The organism is Streptomyces sp. NBC_00440 (assembly GCF_036014215.1).
In the GTDB taxonomy this organism is placed as follows: domain Bacteria; phylum Actinomycetota; class Actinomycetes; order Streptomycetales; family Streptomycetaceae; genus Streptomyces.
This window is the reverse complement of record NZ_CP107922.1, coordinates 43,914-64,135: the sequence shown is the minus strand read 5'-3', so window position 1 is coordinate 64,135 and position 20,222 is coordinate 43,914. Positions and strand designations below refer to the sequence as shown.

Sequence of the window (20,222 nt, the reverse complement as noted above, 5' to 3'; positions counted from 1 at the left end):
GATGAGCGTCGACAGCACGTACACGAACGGACCGGACAAGGGTGCGCTGCGCGACGAACTGCTGCGCCGCCGACTCGCGGGCAAGGACGGTGGCCGCAGGTCCGCCATCGGGCTGGTGGACCGTGACGGACCGCTGCCGCTATCCTTCGGGCAGCAGCAAATGTGGTTTCTCGGCCAACTCGACCCGGATAGCGCCGAATACCTCGTCCCGGTGGTCCTGCGGCTACGCGGCACCCTCGACGCTGGCGCCCTCGCCGACGCGTGGGAAGGGGTGCTTGCCCGTCACGAGATCCTGCGGACCCGCTACGAATTCATCGGCGGCGCGGACGTGCGGCAGGTGATCGACCCGCCACGCCGGGCGGGGCTGCCCGTCACCGAACTTGCGGACCTCGACGGCGAGGAACGGGAACAGCGGCTGCGCAGCCTGGTCGACGAGGAGATCGGGCGACCCATTGACCTGGGCCGCGCCTGGCCCGTGCGGGGCAGGCTGTTCCGGCTCGCCGACGACGATCACCTGCTGGCCGTCACCTTCCACCACATCGCCTGTGACGCCTGGTCGGTCGGCATCTTCGCGCAGGAGCTGGGCTCCCGCTACCGGTCTGCCCTCGCCGGCTTGGCGCCGGACCTGCCCGAACTCGCCGTCCAGTACGCTGACTTCGCGGCCTGGCAGCGCCGTGAGATGAGCGGCGCCGCGCTGGACAAGCAGCTCGGCCACTGGCGCGACCGGCTCGCCGACGTACGGCCGCTGGAGCTGCCCACCGACCGGCCGAGGCCCGCGGTGCGCTCCTGGGCCGGTGACTCCGTCGGGTTCACCCTGCCCGCCGAGCTCGCCGACCGGGCCAGGGAGCTGGCCCAGCAGCACGACACGACTCTCTTCACCGTGCTCCTCGCCGCGTTCCAGGGGCTGCTGTCCCGGCACGCCGACAGCACCGACGTCCCGGTCGGCGTCGTCGTGTCGGGCCGTGGACGGCCCGAGTTGCAGCGGCTCATCGGTTACGGCATCAATACCCTTGTCGTAAGGGCCCGTTGGGATAGTGACTGCACCTTCGCCGGGCTGTTGACGCACGTGCGGGATACCGTCCTTGAGGCGTTCGACCACCAGGCGGTGCCATTCGCCCGAGTGGTCGACGAGCTGGAACCCGAGCGCGACCTGTCCCGGACCCCGCTGTTCCAGATGGCGTTCGTGCTGCACGAGAACCGCGGCGCGGCCTTCACGCTGCCCGGAGTGGAGACCGAGTCGCTGACGGACGACCGGGTCGCCCGGTTCGATCTCACGCTGAACGTGGAACAGGCGACGAGCGGCGCCCTTGACGCACGCTTCTCGTACGCCACTTCGCTGTACGACCGCGCGACCGTCGAGCGCATGGCCGCCCGGTTCACGCGCCTGCTCGACCAGGTCACGGCCGCCCCCGATATCCTCGTCACCGGCGTAGACCTGCTGCCAGCGGCCGAACGCGCCCGGCTCGCCGGCTGGAGCGGCGTGCTCCGCACGGCGGACGAGGCGCGGGCGGTCCTCGACGTGTTCGCGGGCACCCCGCCCCGGCGGCTCACGGTGCGCGTGCTCGACGGACACGGCGACTACGCGCCCATCGGCGTCGCAGGTGACGTCTACCTCGACCCGGTGACCCCCGTCGAGGGGCTACGCGCGCGCTACCTCGCCGACGGCACGCTGGACATTCTGGACGGCGCGGCCGAGCCGGCCGGCACGGGCGACGAGCGTGCGCCCGTCGCCGCGCACACCGCCCCGGCCACCCCGCTGGAAGAGCGCATCGCCGGTGTGTGGGCCGCCGTCCTCGGCCGCGACACAGTCGGCGTTCAGGAGAACTTCTTCGACATCGGCGGCGACTCCATGCGAGCCGTACGGCTCGCGGGCGCGCTGCGCGAGGCCGGGTTCGACGTGAGTATCCACGAGATCTTCGCCGCAGGCACCGTCGCCAGGCTGGCCGAGGTGCTCGCGGGGCAGGAGACCGGCGCCGGTGAGTTGAACACCGTGGGTGCGTGGGAGTTGGTGGGTGCGGGGGATCGGGCTCTGTTGCCGGAGGGGGTGGTGGATGCGTATCCATTGACACAGGTGCAGACCGGGATGATTGTGGAGATGCTCAATCATGTGGAGCGGAATGCCTATCACTCGGTGACGAGTTTTCGGATTCCGGATGAGCGGGCGCTTTCTCTTCCGACGTTGCGTGCGGCGTTGGATGTGGTGGTGGGGCGTCATGAGGTGTTGCGGACGTCGGTGGAGTTGACGGAGTTTTCGCAGCCGTTGCAGTTGGTGCACGGGGTGGTGCGGGTTCCGTTGGTGTTGCACGATCTTCGTGGTCTGGATGCTGACGAGCAGCGTCGGGCGGGGCTTGAGTTCATTGCTGATGAGCGGGGCAGGCCTTTTGTGCTGAGTGAGGCGCCGTTGATGCGGGTGGCGGTGCATCTGGAGTCGGACCGGGCATGGCGGATTACCTTCACCCAGTGCCACGCAATCACCGACGGCTGGAGCCTCAACTCCCTCCTGATGGAGCTGCTCGACGCCTACCGGAGCCTCCGCGACGGCCTGCCGCTGCCCCCGTACGAGGCTCCGGCCGTACGCTACGCCGACGTCGTCGCCGCCGAGCTGGAGGCGCTGGACAGCGCTGAGCACAGGGAATTCTGGGAGCGCGCCACCGCCGACCGCGCCCCGTTCACCCTGCCCGCGGCATGGGGACGTCCGGACACCGAGGGTGAGCCCTACCGTCTGCGGGTTCCCTTCCACCACCTGGAGGAGAGGCTCCGGCGGTTGGCCGCCGGATGCGGCGCCTCGTTCAAATCCGTTCTGCTCGCGGCCCACTTGAAGGTGCTGAGTGGTCTGACCCCTGAGCGCTCTTTTCACACCGGCTTGATCACGCACGGCCGGCTTGAGGCGTCCGGTGGCGACCGGGTCCTCGGCATGCATCTCAATAGCGTGCCGTTCCCGGCGGACCGGTCCGCACGGACCTGGCGCGAACTGGTTACCCGGACCTTCAGGCAGGAGACCGAGGTCTGGGGTCACCGCCTCTACCCGCTGCCCGCCATCCAGCGGCTCTCGGACTCCGGCGACCGGCTGCTCTCCGTCGTCTTCGAGTACCTGGACTTCCACCAGGTCGACTCGGACACCGTCGACAGGGAGGGCAGTGGAGGCGGCGCGGCCAACGAGTTCGATCTGACCGTGGTCGCGAGTGCCGGCTACGTCAACCTATCCAGCCGCACCGACCTCATCGGCCACGAAGACGGCGAGCGGCTGGCCGACATGTACCGGCAGGTCCTTACGGCCATGGCCGAGGGGCCCGACGGCGACGCTACTGTCGCGTTCCTGCCCAAGGCCGAACGCCGACGACTGCTCCAGGACCTGGGTGTCACACCCGGCACTGCGCCCGAGCTCCCGGTGCACCGGCTCATCGAGCAGCAGGCCGCAGAGACCCCGCTGGCCGTCGCCGTCAGCCACTGCGACGGCGCCCTCACCTACGCCGAACTGGACGAGCGGGCCAACCGCGTCGCCCACCGACTGCGCGCGCTCGGCGCCGGCCCCGACACCCTCGTCGGTGTCCGCCTCGACCGCGGCCCGGACCTGGTGCCGACGCTGCTCGGCGTGTGGAAGTCCGGCGCCGGATACCTGCCCCTCGACCCGAGCGTGCACGGCGCCCGGCTGCGGTACATGCTCGAGGACACCGGTGCGCCGCCCGTCGTCACCAGTACCCGGTACGCCGACGAGCTGGCCGCCGTCCACGACGGCACCCTGCTCGTGCTCGACCGGGAGGAGGACCGGGCCGCCGTTGCCGCCCAGCCGCACACCCGCCCCGAACCGCTCGGCGACCGCGACAACCTCGCCTACGTGATGTACACCTCCGGCTCCACAGGCAACCCCAAGGGCGTTGTGGTGCCGCACATCGGCGTCGCCAACTACCTGCTGTGGGCGTCCCGGGCCTACGGATCGCACGGCACCGGCGGGGCGCCCGTGTTCTCGTCCATCTCCTTCGATCTGGGCCTGCCCGACCTCTTCGCCCCGCTGCTGCTTGGCCAGACCGTGCACCTGCTCCCGCAGGACCTGCCGTCAGAGGAGCTGGGCCGGGAGCTGGCCCAGGCCGGGCCGTTCTCGTTTATTAAGCTGACACCCGGTCATCTCGACCTGCTCGCGCACCAGTTGTCGAGAGAACAGGCGGCATCGCTGGCGGGTCTCGTGATCGGTGCGGGCGACAGTTTCAGCTCCCGTCTCGCACACCGCTGGCGTGAACTGGCCGGCCCCGACGGCACACCGCTCGCCGCGGAGTACGGCCCGACTGAGACCTCCGTCGGAAACTCCGGCATCCCGCTGACTGAGATACCCGACCTGGACCTCATGCCTCTCGGCGCCCCGGTGCCGAACAGCTCCATGTACGTACTTGACGAGTGGATGGAGCCCGTGCCGGTCGGGATCCCCGGAGAGGTGTACATCGGCGGGATCATCTTGGCCCGCGGCTACCTCGGCAAGCCCGGCATGTCCGCCGAGCGGTTCGTGCCCGACCCGTACGGCGAGCCCGGCTCGCGCCTGTACCGCACGGGTGACCTCGCACAGTTTCGGGCCGACGGCTGCCTGGAGTTCCTCGGCCGCATGGACCACCAGGTGAAGATCCGCGGCTACAGGGTCGAACTGGGGGAGATCCAGTACGTCCTGGGCGAGCACAACGATGTCCAGGAGGCCATCGTGGTGCTGCACCGAAACGAAGGGGACGCGGCCCTCGCGGCGTACGTCGTCGGCGCGGTCGCAGCAGCCGTCGACACCGGAGTGCTGCGCGCCCACCTGGCGGAGCGGCTGCCCGAGTACATGGTGCCCGCGTCCTTCACGGTGCTCGACCACATCCCACTGACGAGCAACGGCAAGCTCGACCGCAAGGCGCTGCCTGCCCCGGACCGGAGCGCGTTTGCGCGCACCGAGCACGTGGCACCGCGCACCCCGATCGAGAAGCAGCTCACTCAGGTGTGGTCGGACATCCTCGGAGTCGGCGACATCGGCGTTCACGACCGCTTCTTTGACATCGGCGGCGACTCGATGCGCGCCGTCCGCATGGCGGGCGTGCTGCGCGAGTCCGGGTACGACATCGGCATTGGTGACATCTTCGCGGCTGGCACCGTCGCCGAGCTCGCGGGAAGACTGGTCGGCCAGGACACCGGGCAGGGCCTGACCCGTGCCGTGGGTGCGTGGGAGTTGGTGGGTGCGGGGGATCGGGCTCTGTTGCCGGAGGGGGTGGTGGATGCGTATCCATTGACACAGGTGCAGACCGGGATGATTGTGGAGATGCTCAATCATGTGGAGCGGAATGCCTATCACTCGGTGACGAGTTTTCGGATTCCGGATGAGCGGGCGCTTTCTCTTCCGACGTTGCGTGCGGCGTTGGATGTGGTGGTGGGGCGTCATGAGGTGTTGCGGACGTCGGTGGAGTTGACGGAGTTTTCGCAGCCGTTGCAGTTGGTGCACGGGGTGGTGCGGGTTCCGTTGGTGTTGCACGATCTTCGTGGTCTGGATGCTGACGAGCAGCGTCGGGCGGGGCTTGAGTTCATTGCTGATGAGCGGGGCAGGCCTTTTGTGCTGAGTGAGGCGCCGTTGATGCGGGTGGCGGTGCATCTGGAGTCGGACCGGGCATGGCGGATTACCTTCACCCAGTGCCACGCAATCACCGACGGCTGGAGTTACCACACACTGCTGATGGAGCTGCTCGACGCCTACCGGAGCCTCCGCGACGGCCTGCCGCTGCCCCCGTACGAGGCTCCGGCCGTACGCTACGCCGACGTCGTCGCCGCCGAGCTGGAGGCGCTGGAGGACACCGGACATCAGGCCTATTGGCAGGGCGTCGTGAGGGAGCACGTCCCGTTCGCCCTGCCGGATAGCTGGGCCCAGCCGGGGACCGATGAGGTGTTCCACCTCAGGGTGCCCTTCCACGACCTGGAGGAGCCGCTGCGCAAGCTGGCTGCGGAGACCGGGACCTCGCTCAAGACTGTGATCCTAGCCGCCCACTTGAAGGTGCTGAGTGGTCTGACCCCTGAGCGCTCTTTTCACACCGGCTTGATCACGCACGGCCGGCTTGAGGCGTCCGGTGGCGACCGGGTCCTCGGCATGCATCTCAATAGCGTGCCGTTCCCGGCGGACCGGTCCGCACGGACCTGGCGCGAACTGGTTACCCGGACCTTCAGGCAGGAGACCGAGGTCTGGGGTCACCGCCTTTACCCGCTGCCCGCCATCCAGCGGCTCTCGGACTCCGGCGACCGGTTGGTGTCCGTCACGTTCAACTTCCTTGACTTCCACCAGGTCGACTCGGACGTCGTGGACCTCGACGGAGGCTTCGGCGTCGGCGGCAACGAGTTCGAGCTGAGCGTCTTCGCGATCCGGGGGCACCTGGTCCTGGGTTGCCGTTCCAGCAACATTGGCCGGGTTCACGCCGAACGCATGGCCGCCATGTACCGGCAGGTGTTCACCGCCATCGCGGAGAACCCCGACGCCGACGCGATCACGGCCGTCATGCCCGAACCCGAGTGCACCCGGCTGCGGAACACCTGGAACGACACCGCCGTCGAGTGGCCGGGCGGTACCGTCCTCGACGTGATCGAGGAGGCCGCTGCCCGGACGCCGGACGCGCCCGCCGTCATCAGCGGTGAATGCACGCTGACCTTTCGAGAGTTGGACGAACAGGCCAACCGGGTGGCGCACCGCCTGCGCGCCCTCGGAGCCGGCCCCGACACCCTCGTCGGCGTGCACCTTGAACGCGGCCCCGGCCTGGTGCCCGCCCTGCTTGGCGTGTGGAAGGCCGGCGCGGCGTACTTGCCCCTGGACCCGGCCAACCCAGCCGACCGGCTGAGCCACATGCTCGCCGACAGCGGTGTCCGCGTCCTGGTCAGCGAGTCGCGGTCGGCCGCGCCCGGGGCCCCCGCGCCCGAACACGGCGTCGTGCGCCTCGACCTCGACCTGGACCGCGAGACCATCGCTGCCGAGTCACCGGCCAGGCCGTCCCGTACGAGCGATCCTGACCAACTGGCGTACGTCATCTACACGTCTGGATCCACCGGCACCCCAAAGGGCGTCATGGTGACCCAGCGCGGTCTGGCCAATCACCTGCGGTGGGCCGCCAGGGACCTCACCGCCGGTGGCGGCGGCGCGCCGCTGTTCTCCTCGATCGCGTTCGACCTGCCCGCCACCAACCTCTACGTGCCGCTGATGACGGGCCGCCCGGTCACCGTGCTGCCCGCTGGCACCGCCCCCGGGGAGATCGGCCGGGAACTTGCCAAGTCGGCCCCGTACGACTTCATCAAGTTGACCCCCGGTCACCTCGACCTACTCACCCACCAGCTCGGTGCCGAAGAGATCGCGGGGCTTGCCCGGCGGATCCTCGTCGCAGGCGAGGCCCTCCAGCCGCGCACCGCCAACCACTACGTAGCGGCGCTGGGCCCCGGACGCCTCATTAACGAGTACGGCCCCACGGAGACGTCCATCGGCGCGACCGCGTACCCGGTCGACGACGAGCAGACGACGGTCGTACCGCTGGGCCGGGCGCTGCCCAACACTACGACGTACGTGCTGAACGAATGGCTGGAGCCGGTTCCGCTCGGCGTGCCCGGCGAGGTGTTCATCGGAGGCATCGGCCTCGCCCGCGGCTACCTCGCCAGGCCCGGCCTGACCGCGGAGCGGTTCGTGCCCGACTCCTGCGGCACCCCGGGCGCCCGCCTATACCGGACCGGTGACCTCGGGCGGTTCCGCGAGGACGGGGCCCTTGAGTTCCTCGGCCGGATCGACGATCAGGTGAAGATCCGCGGGTACCGGGTCGAACTCGGCGAGATCCAGCACGTCCTGGCCGAGCACCCTGCCGTCCGCGAGTGCGTGGTGCTCCTGCACCGCACCGCCGACGGCGAGGCCCACCTGGCCGGCTACGCCGTACCCGCAGACGGTACGCAGGGGGTGGACCCGGTCGCCCTGCGGGACCACCTCGCCGGACGGCTGCCGGAGTACATGATTCCCACCACCTACACCGCCATCGAGCAGATCCCCCTGACCAGCAACGGCAAGCTCGACCGCAGGGCACTGCCGGACCCTGACCGGGGTGCAGGGCGCGCGGTCCGGCGGACCGCGCCGCGCACGCCGACCGAGCAGCGGCTCGCCGCCGTCTGGGCCTCGACCCTCGGGCTAGACGAAGTCGGCGTCGAGGACAACTTCTTCGACCTGGGCGGCCACTCCATCCTCGCAGTACGGATGCTGGCCGAAGCGAGGGAAGCGGGAGTGTCGCTCGCCGTCTGGATGATCTACCAGGCAGGCTCACTCGGCGAGATGGCCCTGCTGGCCGACGAGAATGAGGCGCTCGGCACGACGGCACCGCGGGCAGCGGCGGAAGACGACACGTTGCCGCTGCTGCCCGCCCAGCGCAGGACCGGCAACGAGGCGCCGCCGATCCGTACGCTACGCCTCACCCTGGCACGCCGACTGGACGCCAGCCTGCTCGCCGAGGCGCTCGCCGCGACCGTCGCCCGGCACGAAGGGCTGCGGCTGCGCCTCGACCCCGAGGGCAACCGGCGGGACGCCACGGTCGCCGAAGACGAGACGGCGGTGCTGCTGCGGACCGTTCCGCTCGCCGACGTGGCCGCCGAGGACCGGTCGGCTGTAGTCGCGGCCGAAGTCGCAGCGGCCGAATGCCGCCTGGACCCGGTGACCGGACCCGTCCTCCAGGCCGTCCTACTTGACGTCGGTGCGGACCGCCTGCTGGACACCGAGGTGCTCGCCGAGCTATGGATCGTCGTCCACGGCACGGCCGCGGACGAGGAGTCCCTGGCCGTGATCACCGACGACCTCAACACCGCTTATGGGCAGCTGGCCGGCGGCCGGAAGGCCGAACTGCCGCCAGTGAAAACGACGTTGTGCCAGTGGGCGCACCGGCTCGCGCACGAAGCCGCATCACCGAACATCCTGGACCAGGGGCCGTTCTGGCTGAACCGCAGGCCCGGCACGCTACTGCCCCGGGATCACGTGGGGGCCGCCCCCGGGGCCGCCAGCACGGTCACGACCGTGCTGGCGGCCGCGCCGACCGCGACCCTGCTGGCCGGGGAGGATCCGCAGGCCACCGTGCTGACCGCGCTCGGCAGGGTGCTCGGCCGCTGGGCGGGCGGCGACGCCCTGGACGTCGCCCTGCGCACGAACCCGCGTGGCTACGATGCTCAACTCGCTCGGACCGTCGGCCCATTAAGCGACACCGTGCCGATCGGTCTCTGGCTGCCGCGCAGCCGCGAGCTACCCCAGCTGGTGCGTTCGGTGGCCCGGCAGCTCGCGGCCCTGCCCGCACCGCTCCATGGCTACGGTCTTCTCCGGGATGGCGGCGTCGACCCCGACCTCGCCGCAGAACTGCGCGCACAGCCGCACCCGGAGGTGCGGTTCGCCCTCGTGCGGGGCAGTGAGGCGCGGGTTGCGGACGTACCGCTGGCCTATCCGGCAGGCGGCAGCCCGTCGGTGGAGGGATACCTGCTGGACGTGGAAGCGGTCATCTCCGGCGGGCAGTGCTACCTGCGCTGGACCCACCGCGAGGGCGTCCACGAACCGGCGACGGTGCGGCGGCTCGCCGATGAGCACGTAACCGAGCTGGCTCGGCTGACCGATGCGGCCCCGGCGGCGCGGAAGAAGCCGACGGTGCCTGGGGTGGCGGACGTGATGGCCCGGCACGGTATTCCCGGTGCGAGCATTGCGGTGATCCGTGGGGGCGAAGTGGTGTCCGTGGAGCACCACGGGGTGCTCGACGCCGGTGACGGCCGACCGGTGACGGCGGACAGCCTCTTCGCTGCGGCGTCCATTACCAAGCACCTCACCACGTTCACCGTGCTGCGCCTCCTCGCCGAGAAGGGCATCGGCCTCGACGAGGACGTGAACCGGTACCTCGTCAACTGGCGTGTCCCGGGACTAGACGGGCCGGAAGCACCTGAAGGGCCGCAAGGGGGTGAGCCCGTGACGTTTCGTCACCTGGTGGCCAACCTCGCGGGGTTCGCCGAGCCTTCACCCACGCGGCGCGGCGGTTACGACACCGACGAGCCGTGGCCGACCGTGCTCGACCTCCTGCACGGGCGCCCGCCGGCGGACGGCGGACCGGTCCGTAGGGAGTTCGCGCCCGGCGCCAGGTTCCGGCTCAACAACTTCCACTACCTGGTCCTGCAACAGGCGATGGAGGACATCACCGGGGCGCCGTACCACGACGTGGTCCGCCAGCTGCTGTTCGGCCCGCTCGGCATGGACGACAGCGGGATCACTCCGGACCATCCAGACACCTCTGGCAGGCCGGTGGCCCACGGGCACGACATGACGGGAACCCCGCTGCCCGGCGGGCGCCGCGTGTACCCGGAGTCCGCGGCCCGCGGCCTATGGGTCACGGCCGGGGACCTCGCGAAGCTCGTCATCGCAGTCCGGGACAGTGCGATCGGCCGCGAAAATGGCCTGGTGCCACAGGAGCTGGTGCGCGAGATGCTGACCCCGCACTCCGACCGGCCCTACGGCTGGGGGACGATCATCGACAACACCGGGATCGACCTGGAGTTCGGACACGGCGGCCAGGCCGCCGGCTACCAGGCCATGTTCGGTATCCGGGCGAACAGCGGCGACGGCACTGTCATCCTCACCAACTCGGTGCACGGCCGGGCCCTGGTCACCCACCTCATGGCTAACGGCTGGACGGACTCCGGACAGCTCGCGGGTTTCTGGCAACGCGCGATGGGTGAGGCGGCGGCGCGCGAGCGGGAGCAGGAAGGCCCCTGCCGCTCATGACGCGCGGTATGTCCTCCGCGGCCGCCGCAGCGGCGGCGACCGCGGGTCCCGATACTCCGGTACTGCTGCGCCGGAACCGAGATTTCCGGCGGCTGTGGGTGGGCGCGAGCATCTCGCAGTTCGGTTCGCGGGTCGGTCTCACGGCATTCCCGCTGCTCGTCCTCTACCACACGGGGTCGGCCTTCCAGTCCGGCCTGGTGGGCTTCGCCGCGGCTCTGCCCAACCTCACCGTGCAGCTCCCGGCGGGCGCCCTGGTGGACCGCCTGGACCGACGCCGGATCATGCTCTGGTGCAACGTCGTCGGCACGCTCGCGATGGCAAGCGTGGCCGTGGCGGTGCTGTCCGGGCACGTGTGGCTCATCCATCTGATGCTCGCCGCGTTCGTGGACGGAAGCCGCGGGATCTTCGTCGACCTGGCGGAACGGGCCACGGTCCGTACGGTCGTCGCGCGCGAGCAACTGCCCGCTGCGCTCTCGCAGAACGAGGCGCGGCGCCAGGCCATGGGGCTGGCGGGGCAGCCCAGCGGCGGCTTCCTGCTCACCTTGGCCAACGGGGCACCGTTCGTGTGCACGGCTGTGGCCGACGCGCTGGCGACGCTCTGCTTTCTGTGCATCAAAGGGGAGTTGAAAGGGGTGCGGAAGGGGCCGCCTAGGCCGCTGCTCGCCGACATCGCCGAGGGCATGGGCTGGCTGTGGCGGGCCCGCTTCGCACGCGTCCTTGTCGGCCTGATCGCCGGGTCGAACCTGGTGTTCCAAGGGCTCATCCTGACCGTGATGGTGGTCCTTAAGCAGGGCGGCCACTCCCCGGCGACGGTCTCGGTCGTCATCGCCTGCGGAGGCGTCGGTGGGCTGCTCGGGGCGCTGTCCACCCCCCTGGCCCGCCGCGTCAGCATGCGGACGAAGTTTCTGGTGGGGTGCGCGCTGTGGGCGCCGTTGGTGCTACCCGTCGCCTACCTGCGGAGTCCCGTCGTGCTGGCGCTGATTCTGGCGGCCGTCTCGGGCATCTGCGGTTTGCTCAACGTCGCCGCCGGTGTCTACCAGACCCAGAACACGCCCGACGAGTTCCAGGGCAGGGTGCAGGGAACAGCCCGGTTCCTTGGTTCCGGTGCTAACTCACTGGGCTCGCTGACCGGCGGCTACCTCCTCGGCGCGGTGGGGGCGGCCACGACAGGGCTGTGGATGGGCGCAGCGCTGCTGTTGCTGACCCTGGCCGTCGCCTTGCTGCCCGCGGGCCGGGCTGAGCACGAGCCCTTCTCCGTGGCGCGATTCGATCGAGTTGGCCACCCCGCCCCCCGACGACTGCCGCCCCCGATTGCCCTGACCGTTGACGACGACAGCTGAGGTGACCAACAGTGACCCAACCCTCGTATTCCAATGCCGAGTTGCAGGACGGCTCGGCGCCACGGATCAACGGAGCGCGGCTGCTCCGTGATCTGGACACGTTCGCGACCTTCGGCGCACGGCCCGACGGCGGCGTCGACCGGGTGGCGGGATCCGAGGCGGACGCCGCGGGCCGGGCCTGGCTGGTCCAACGCATCGGCGAGGCCGGTCTGCGGGCGGAGACCGACAAGATTGGGAACGTCTTCGGGCGCACGCACACCGGGACCGGTCCGGCGCTGTTACTGGGCTCGCACACCGACAGCGTTCCGGCGGGCGGCCGCCTTGACGGCTCGTATGGTGTCATCGCCGCCCTGGAGACTCTGCGCACCCTGCACGAAGCTGGCCATCCGTGTGCCGACCGGGTGCGGATTGTGGGGTTCTGGGACGAGGAGGGCGCTCGGCCGGAGTCGGCCGGAGGGCTCACCGGGTCCACCGCCTTCGTGGCGGGGGACCGGCTCCGCGATGTCGCCGCGTTCTTCGAACTCCATGTGGAGCAGGGGCCCCGCATGGAGAAGGCCGGCAGTGACCTGACGGTAGTTCAGGGCATCGTTGGCATCGAACGCCACGAGATCAAACTCTTCGGAGTGCCGAACCATGCGGGCACCACCCCCATGGCCGACCGCGTGGACGCGGGACGCGCCGCGGCCGGGCTGGTGACGGGCCTGACATCAAGACTCACCGCGATCGACCCGGAGCTGGTCTTCAACATCGGATTCATCGAGTTTCTACCGGGTGCGCCCAATGTGGTGCCGGGGGAGGCTCGGCTTACCGTCGAATGGCGCTCCGGAAGGTCGTCGGTTCTCCGGCGCGCCGCTGGTGAACTGGCCGCGGAGGTGCGGGCCGCCGCGGCCCAGGAGGACTGCACGGCGACCATTGAGCGCCTGTCGCACAAGGCGATCACCGATTTCGACGGTGAGGCGTGCGTGGCCCTGGCGGACGCGTGCCTGAAGACCGGCGGGGTCTTCGGCGGTTCCCTGCTGAGCTTCGCAGGGCACGACGCGAGTGTGTTGAGCGCGCACGTGCCCACCAGCATGCTGTTCGTGCCGAGCACGGGAGGTATCAGCCACTCCCCGCAGGAGTCGACCCCCAGCCATCAACTAGTCATCGGCTGCCAGGCGTTGCTGCATTCCGTCGTGGGGTGGTATGGGCGCTTCTACGATTGATTCTGAAGCTGGCCGAAAGTCGAGCTTCGGGAGGGCGGGCGGTCCATCCGGGCCCGGAAGTCGGGCCGACGGTAGGTCAGCCTCAAGACAGTATCCTCTCGCTTGTGGTGATCGCCACCAAGCAGGCGAGGCCCGCTGGGGCTCCGCCAACAGGGACACCGACGTTTTTGTGAGCGCCATTCGGGGAGTGCTGCACCGGTGATTGCCAAGGGGATGTTGCAGCTGGCGGAGCTCGGTCCCGACGGGCGGAAACAGCTCCTGCAGCTGCCTCAGCCGCAGGAGCAACCGCAACTGTGGCGCGTGGAGACCAGCGCGTTTCGACCCGTCGTGGACCTGTGGGCCGACACTGTGCTCGACGACGGCGAGAAGGCCCGGGCTACGGCCTTTCGTAAATCCGGCGACCGGGCCACCTACCAGGCCGCTCATACTGCACTGCGGTTCCTGCTCGGCGCCTACCTCGGTACGGAACCTCGCGACGTACCACTGGAACGCCTGCCGTGCTCCTCGTGCCCACTGCCGCACGGACGGCCCGTTGTTCGCGGCAATCGTGTGCACTTCTCACTGTCCCACTGCGACGGAATCTGCCTGCTGGCCTTCGCGGCCGCCCCGGTAGGCGTCGACGTTGAGAAGGTCTTCTCTCCCGCGGTCGCGGATGAGGTCGGACCGATCCTGCACCCGCGCGAGGCGGCCGAACTGCGCGCATACAGCGGACCGGACCGGGCCGTCGCCTTTGCCCGGGTCTGGACCCGTAAAGAGGCCTATCTCAAAGGGCTGGGCACAGGACTGGGACGTGACCCGTCGTTGGACTACCTCGGGTGCGCACCAGAGGGCCCCGTCAGCCCACCGGGATGGACCGCCCACGACGTGTCCGCCGGCGAGGGCCATGCCGCAGCCCTCGCCGTACAACAGCGCTGACCAACGACATGACTCTGTTGGCGATCTTCTCCGGGCGCTGACGGCGGGTCTAGGTGGTGCTTCGCTGGTTGGGTGCGGGCCGGCGCCTGCAACCTCACCCGAATCGCGGACTGGATCGCCGAGCCGACGACCGTCACAGTCAGCCAACCCGCTTCCTTGCCCTCTGGGCAGCCGCATAACCCCAGAAGATCACCAATACGGTCACGGTGTTGATGCCCAAATCCGGGGACTTGGCACAAATTCCGAAGCCCTCTGATGATCCTGACGGAGCATGTGCCCCACCAGCCCCCACTCGCGTCCATGAAGCCGCCGAGGGCAGGATGCTGCCACTGCCGCCACCTGACGCGGCCGACTGTTGGCCGCGCCCTTCCCCGCTGCCCAGAATGACAGGATCGGACGGACCACGTTGGGCTCCGTGGCTCCGGTTGCACAGGCAACAGGCGGAGGCAGCAGTGGAGTTCAGGATCCTGGGACCGATCGAAGCGGCCAGGAAGGGCGACCGCGTAGCGCTGTCGGGAACGAAGGCGCAGACCGTCCTGGCGGCGTTACTGCTGGCCCGCGGCCGTGTCGTCTCCGACGGCCAGCTCAGCTACTTGCTGTGGGGTTGGCGACCACCGGCCACGATGAACGCCCAGATTTATACGTATATTTCCCGGCTGCGCAAGAGGCTCGGCCCGAGTGTCGCCTTGCTCCGGCAGCCACCCGGCTATCTCATCCGCACCAATGACGCATGGGTCGACATCGTGGAGTTCGAGCGGCTGGACGCTCAGGGCCGCCATGCCCGTACCGAGGGACGGTTTGAGGAGGCGGCGGCACTGCTGCGTACCGCACTCGACCTCTGGCGGGGAACCGCGCTCGCCAATGGCACAGAGTTCCTTGCCGAGGTGGAACAGCCCCGCCTGGAAGAGGCCTGGGCCGCTACCTTGGAGCACCGAATCGAGGCCGACCTCGCGATGAGACAGCACAATGACCTGGTGCCCGAACTCGCCGGCCTGGTAGCTCGGTTTCCCGTCCGAGAGAAACTGCGCGCGCAGTTCATGACCGCACTGTGGCGCTCGAACCGGCAGGCCGACGCGCTGGAGACCTACCAGCAGGGACGCCGGATCCTTGCCGAGGAACTAGGTGTCGATCCCGGCCAGGAACTCGCCCGCACCTATCACGCCGCACTCGACGGAACCTTGGAACTCCCTGCGGAGGCAAGGACCCTGGCTGCGCAGGGAGCGCAGCCGGCGACCGTGCCCCCCGCCCCGACGACACTGCCGCCTGCGGTGGTCGATGTCATCGGCCGGAGCGCTCTGCTGGCCGATATCCGGACCCGCCTGACCGGGGCTGGGTCGCTGCCGGACGGTGCGTCGGAGCAGCCGAACCCAAGCAGCCCACACGCGGGACACCGGCCGTATACAGCACCGCGCCCCGGCCACCACCGGGCCGTATGGGGCGGTCCAACGACGCTCGACGCCCCGGCCCGTCCCCGGCGGGTCCTGCTCACCGGGATGCCCGGCAGCGGAAAGACGGTACTCGCCGTCAGCGCTGCCGCCTCCGTCGCGGCTCACTTTCCGGACGGGCAGCTGTACGCCGAGCTGTCCCGGCCGGACGGTACCCCGTGCGATCCGCGGCAGATCCTGGTACGTCTGTTGGGCGCCCTCGGTGATCCGGACGACACGGGTACCGCGAATGTCGACGATCTCCTGTACCGATACCGGCTGCGCACGGCGGGGCGCCGCCTCCTCGTAGTCCTCGACGGGGCCGTTGGGGACCGGCAGATCCAGCAACTCGTGCCGCCGACCGGGCCAGAGGCGGGCCTGATCCTGACCGCGCGCAGACCGCTCGCCATGGTGGCGCCGGCCGAAACGCTGCACGTCGGCGAACTGCCACACGCCGAGGCGCTCGCCATGCTCGGTGCGGTCGTGGGTTCCGGCCGCACCGCGGCCGAATCGGACGCGGCAGAGGCGATCACCCGGTACTGCGCGGGCCTGCCGCTGGCCCTGAGGATAGCGGGCGCGCGGCTGGCCGCCCGCCCCGCCTGGCCGCTGGCCCACCTGGCACGGCGGCTGGCGCCCCGGACGACCAGGCTCCAGGAGCTGCGCTACGGCGACCTGGACCTGCCGCACGCCTTCGCCTCCTGCCTGCCGCCGCTGGCCTTGGACGAGCCCGCCCGGCTGGCACGGCTCGCGGAGGTGTCCCACGGACCGTTCCGGGCGGGTACGGGCGCACGCGTCCTGGACCTTCCGGAGCGGCGGGCGGAGGCTCTCCTGGAGGAGTTGGTCGATGCGGGTCTCCTGGAGACGGCTGGAGTCGACCGCAAATCCCGCCTCCTCTACCGCTTCCATCCGTTGGGCCGGGCGTTCGCACTGACCTTGAGCGACAAGGGTGCGGGCAGTCCGCACATCCAGATCCTCGCGAGCTGAGCCCTGGGCGGCCGGGGCTGCGACTCTCAGCGGCGGGTCGCGGACAGCATGTACCGGTCCGTTCCGGCCAGTTCCGCCTCCTGCTCGGTCCCCACGGAGAATCCCCGCTGCCTCAGCTCTGCGGACGTTTCGGCGAGTCGGCCCTCCGTGAGTGTCCCGGGCTCGTCGTGCACCTCCATGGCGATCTGGCGGATCAGCTTCCAGTGGCGTTCCTCGATCCCGCGCAGCACATCGGCCTCGGCCCGCTGCACATCGATCTTCAGGACGTCGATCCGCTCGACGGAGTGCTCGTCGACAACGTCTGACATGCGGCGCACGCGGCACTCGTGGGACTCCTCTCGCAGGCGGTAGTCGAGCATTTCGTCCAAGTAGACATCGAGCCCGGTTCCGGGTGCGGCACCCGCCCGGATCATCGACTGGCGCACCAGAGACCGTTCGGCGGCCGTATCGGCGTACGCACGCTGCACGGACATCGTGGAGAACCCGGGATAGTAGGTGAAGGGAATCCGCTGGGCCCGATCGGACAGGCCGTAATCGAAGAGCTTCACGTCGGTCCCGAGCTGCCCTGTGTTCTGCCGGAGCTTCTCGAAGATTGGCGGCATCGGTTCGAAGGCATACACCGAAGCCGTCGGACAAAGCGAGGTGACGAAGAGTGAGAACATTCCTATATTTGCTCCGACATCGAACACGACCAGGTTCTCTGCGTCTAGTTCTATTCCCCCCGAAAGGTAGGTGCGTCGAATGAAGATCTCCTCGTACAGCTGCGTGGTCTCGTCACGATTCAGTCCTTCGATCATGGCCGGATTCACCATAGTGATTCGCTTCCCTGACACTCGGTCGATGCGTTTCCAGGAACGGGTCCCGCTGTCTCTAGACTTATCCCTTGGGGGGCCCGCGGACACGCCCCCTAGTGCCCATTTCTGGATGGTGCTGGTTTCACCACGGGACGGCAAGGAGCACTACCGTCCGGCTGGTGCCAGCCTCCCTTATTGTGGGTGCATGCAACCTACGGCGGGTCCTCAGCGTCGACTTGACGGCATTCGCCGGCGCACCGCGTTCCTGACTGCTGGTATTCCCCTGCAACTCATATCGTTCTGGCTGGCGCTCGCTGTGGTGCCCGTCCCCTCACTGACGGCCCTCCAGCGCCACCGTTTCCGCGCGATGTTAGATCTCACGATTCCCTCGGCGACGGCCCGTGCGGCAGGACCGTGGGGGGTTCGTGAGCGACTGGCCTCGCCCGTGACACAGCGACAGCTGGGCTACCACCTGGTCGTCGGCCCCCTTGTGGCGGTCGGCATGCTGGCCGTACTCGCCCTGTGGGCGGTGAGCTGCGCGGCCGCCACGGCGCTGTTGTGGATCTGGGTGCTGCCCCCGGAGTGGCGCATCGACCACCGCGGCTACCTCACGAAGACCGTATTCGCCACCGGAGTCGGTCTGTTGCTTCTGCTCGGCACCGTGCGGCTGACTGGTCTTCTGGTGCGGATGGATGCCTACGGCGCCGCGCAGCTGCTGGGGCCGAGCCGTACCGAGCGGATGCGCCAGCGAATGGAGAGCCTCTCCGAGAGCCGAGACGGCGTGGTCGACGCGGCCGACCTTGAACGGCGGCGCATCGAGCGAGACCTACACGACGGCGCCCAGCAGCGCCTGGTATCCCTGGCTGTCAACCTCGGCATCGCCAAGGCCACGTTCAAGGACCTGCAGCCCGATGTGCAGCGCGTAATCGACGACTCACACCGGGAAGCGATAGAGGCCATCACTGAACTCCAGGACTTGGTGCGGGGTTTGCACCCTGCAGTGCTTGAAGACCGAGGCCTGGATGCGGCGTTGAGTGGTTTGGCTGCCCGAGCTCCGATACCGGTGCGGCTGGTCGGTTCGGTGAGGCCCCGGCCGTCACCGGCCGTGGAAGCCGTGGCGTACTACGTTGTATCCGAGGCACTTACCAACATCGTCAAGCACGCCCGGGCCACTCAGGTGGACGTGAGAGTGGAAAGAGAGGCGGACATCATGTCCGTAACCGTCACAGACGACGGGATCGGCGGGGTCGATCCCTCCGGTGGAACCGGGCTTACCGGGTTGATCAAGCGGGTGGCCTCGGTAGACGGCACCCTGTCGATCGACAGCCCCGTGGGCGGGCCCACGACTATCATCGTGGAGTTGCCGTGCGCGCGGTGATCGCCGAGGACTCGGTGCTCTTACGTGTCGGCCTCGTCAGGGTCTTGGAGATGGCGGGTATCGAGGTAGTCGCCGAGGCTGGGGACGAACAGGGCCTGCTGGCCGCGGTCGAGGAGCACCGGCCCGACATCGCCGTCACCGATGTGCGGATGCCGCCCGGCCACAGCTCGGAGGGCGTCCGTGCCGCGCTCGTCATCCGGGAGCAGTGGCCCCGGACGTCGGTGCTGCTGCTGTCCCAATACGTGGAGGAGCAGTACGCCGCTGACCTACTGGCCAAGGACACGGCCGGTGTCGGGTATCTGCTCAAACAGCGCGTGGCCGACGTGGAGGAGTTCATCGAGGCTCTGCACCGGGTCGCGGCCGGCGGCACCGCGCTGGACCCCCAGGTCATCTCCCAGCTGCTGCTGCACCGCCGCGACGATCCCCTCAAGGGGCTGACAGGGAGGGAGCGGGAGGTTCTGGAGCTGATGGCCGGCGGCCGCTCCAACCTGGGCATCGCAGAGCGGCTCGTGGTGAGCGAAAGCACTGTCGCCAAGCACATCAACAACATTTTGACCAAACTCGATCTGCCTAGCGCGGACTTGGACCATCGCCGGGTGCTCGCGGTCTTGCGGTTCCTCGGCACCAGTCAGTGACGAGTCCCGGGTGCTTGCGATGGCAGGATCGCCCTATTAGGCGGGGTCGGCACACCGAAGGGCGATCAGCTCCAGCAAAGCAGCCGGCGACGTGGCCAAGTACATGTGTTCGCCGGGCAGTTCGATCGCCTCGAAACCTCCCTCGGTGACCTCGGCCCAGCCCCGGATGTCGTCGAGAGAGGCGAGTGCGTCGTCGCGGCCGCGGACGGCGGTAACCGGCACCAGGAGCGGCTTACGGTCCGGCAGCCGATACGTCTCGTGCATCCGGACGTCCGCACGAAGCGCGGGCATGAGCAGGTCGCGGATCTCCGGCTCCTCGAATGCCTCGTGTCGGTAGCCAGAGAACTCCTTGACCCGGTCCAGGAACCGCCCGTCGTCGGTGATCCCTGTGGCGCGCCGCTCAGGGGGGGTGCGCGGGAAGACCGGCGTACCGCTGACGAAGAGCCGCACCACCTGCGGCCCGGCCGCGTCGACCAGTCGCCGAGTCAGCTCGTGGGCGACGAGGGCGCCCAGGCAGTGGCCGAATAGGGCGATGGGCCCGCCGTCCGGCAGCATGTCGAGGGCTTGGGGCAGGAGCCCCTCGGCCGCCTGCTGGACGTCTGTGTACGGCTCGTCGAGGATGCGCCGCTCCCGGCCGGGCAGCAGCAGCGGGCGGACGTCGACGCCGGGTGGGCCGACCTCTTCCCAAGAGGTGTAGAAACTGGCGCCGGCTCCGGCGAAGGGCAGGCACAGCAATGGAGTTGGCATGCAATCAGCCTTCGAGTGAGGTACGGGAGGTGGGTTGGGCGCCG

Annotated in this window: 9 protein-coding genes; 7 read left to right on the top strand and 2 right to left on the bottom strand. The window is 69.2% G+C overall.

Annotated elements, in window-relative coordinates; genetic code table 11:
• Nucleotide 1 precedes the first annotated feature (1 nt).
• The 5 genes from OHB13_RS37645 (at nucleotide 2) to OHB13_RS37625 (ending at nucleotide 16,624) form a co-directional block, all read left to right on the top strand.
• Nucleotides 2–10,759, top strand: a complete 10,758-nt coding sequence (locus OHB13_RS37645) for a non-ribosomal peptide synthetase (RefSeq protein ID WP_328380539.1) — start codon at nucleotides 2–4, stop codon at nucleotides 10,757–10,759.
• Nucleotides 10,756–12,099, top strand: a complete 1,344-nt coding sequence (locus OHB13_RS37640) for an MFS transporter (RefSeq protein ID WP_328380538.1) — start codon at nucleotides 10,756–10,758, stop codon at nucleotides 12,097–12,099. The genes OHB13_RS37645 and OHB13_RS37640 overlap by 4 nt, the downstream gene beginning before the upstream one ends.
• An 11-nt stretch (nucleotides 12,100–12,110) precedes the next feature.
• Nucleotides 12,111–13,301 carry a M20/M25/M40 family metallo-hydrolase gene (locus tag OHB13_RS37635; RefSeq protein WP_328380537.1) on the top strand — a complete coding sequence of 397 codons (1,191 nt, stop codon included), beginning with the start codon at nucleotides 12,111–12,113 and terminating at the stop codon, nucleotides 13,299–13,301.
• 198 nt (nucleotides 13,302–13,499) lie between these two features.
• Nucleotides 13,500–14,216 (top strand): 4'-phosphopantetheinyl transferase family protein, encoded by a 717-nt coding sequence (locus tag OHB13_RS37630; RefSeq protein ID WP_328380536.1) that lies wholly within the window; start codon nucleotides 13,500–13,502, stop codon nucleotides 14,214–14,216.
• A 452-nt stretch (nucleotides 14,217–14,668) separates the two neighbouring features.
• The gene (locus tag OHB13_RS37625) at nucleotides 14,669–16,624 is read left to right on the top strand and encodes an AfsR/SARP family transcriptional regulator (protein WP_328380535.1); all 1,956 of its coding nucleotides are present in this window, start codon (nucleotides 14,669–14,671) and stop codon (nucleotides 16,622–16,624) included.
• Nucleotides 16,625–16,650: 26 nt separating this feature from the next.
• On the opposite strand, the gene OHB13_RS37620 is transcribed toward OHB13_RS37625, so the two are convergent.
• Nucleotides 16,651–17,421, bottom strand: coding sequence for an FkbM family methyltransferase (locus tag OHB13_RS37620; protein WP_328380534.1), 771 nt, complete (start codon nucleotides 17,419–17,421; stop codon nucleotides 16,651–16,653).
• A gap of 202 nt (nucleotides 17,422–17,623) precedes the next feature.
• On the opposite strand from OHB13_RS37620, the gene OHB13_RS37615 reads away from it, so the two are divergent.
• Nucleotides 17,624–18,796 carry a sensor histidine kinase gene (locus tag OHB13_RS37615; RefSeq protein WP_328380533.1) on the top strand — a complete coding sequence of 391 codons (1,173 nt, stop codon included), beginning with the start codon at nucleotides 17,624–17,626 and terminating at the stop codon, nucleotides 18,794–18,796.
• Nucleotides 18,784–19,431, top strand: coding sequence for a response regulator transcription factor (locus tag OHB13_RS37610; protein WP_328380532.1), 648 nt, complete (start codon nucleotides 18,784–18,786; stop codon nucleotides 19,429–19,431). The genes OHB13_RS37615 and OHB13_RS37610 overlap by 13 nt, the downstream gene beginning before the upstream one ends.
• Nucleotides 19,432–19,467: 36 nt before the next feature.
• Here the strand turns inward: OHB13_RS37610 and OHB13_RS37605 are convergent, their stop codons facing one another.
• Entirely contained in the window at nucleotides 19,468–20,178 is a 711-nt protein-coding gene (locus OHB13_RS37605) for a thioesterase II family protein (RefSeq protein ID WP_328380531.1), read from the bottom strand.
• Nucleotides 20,179–20,222: the final 44 nt, after the last annotated feature.

What these genes read in the sequence shown, in the direction of transcription:
- OHB13_RS37620 (WP_328380534.1), bottom strand. Translation starts at nt 17,421, where the DNA reads ATGATCGAAGGACTGAATCGTGACGAGACCACGCAGCTGTACGAGGAG.
- OHB13_RS37615 (WP_328380533.1), top strand. Translation starts at nt 17,624, where the DNA reads ATGCAACCTACGGCGGGTCCTCAGCGTCGACTTGACGGCATTCGCCGG.
- OHB13_RS37645 (WP_328380539.1), top strand. Translation starts at nt 2, where the DNA reads ATGAGCGTCGACAGCACGTACACGAACGGACCGGACAAGGGTGCGCTG.
- OHB13_RS37640 (WP_328380538.1), top strand. Translation starts at nt 10,756, where the DNA reads ATGACGCGCGGTATGTCCTCCGCGGCCGCCGCAGCGGCGGCGACCGCG.
- OHB13_RS37605 (WP_328380531.1), bottom strand. Translation starts at nt 20,178, where the DNA reads ATGCCAACTCCATTGCTGTGCCTGCCCTTCGCCGGAGCCGGCGCCAGT.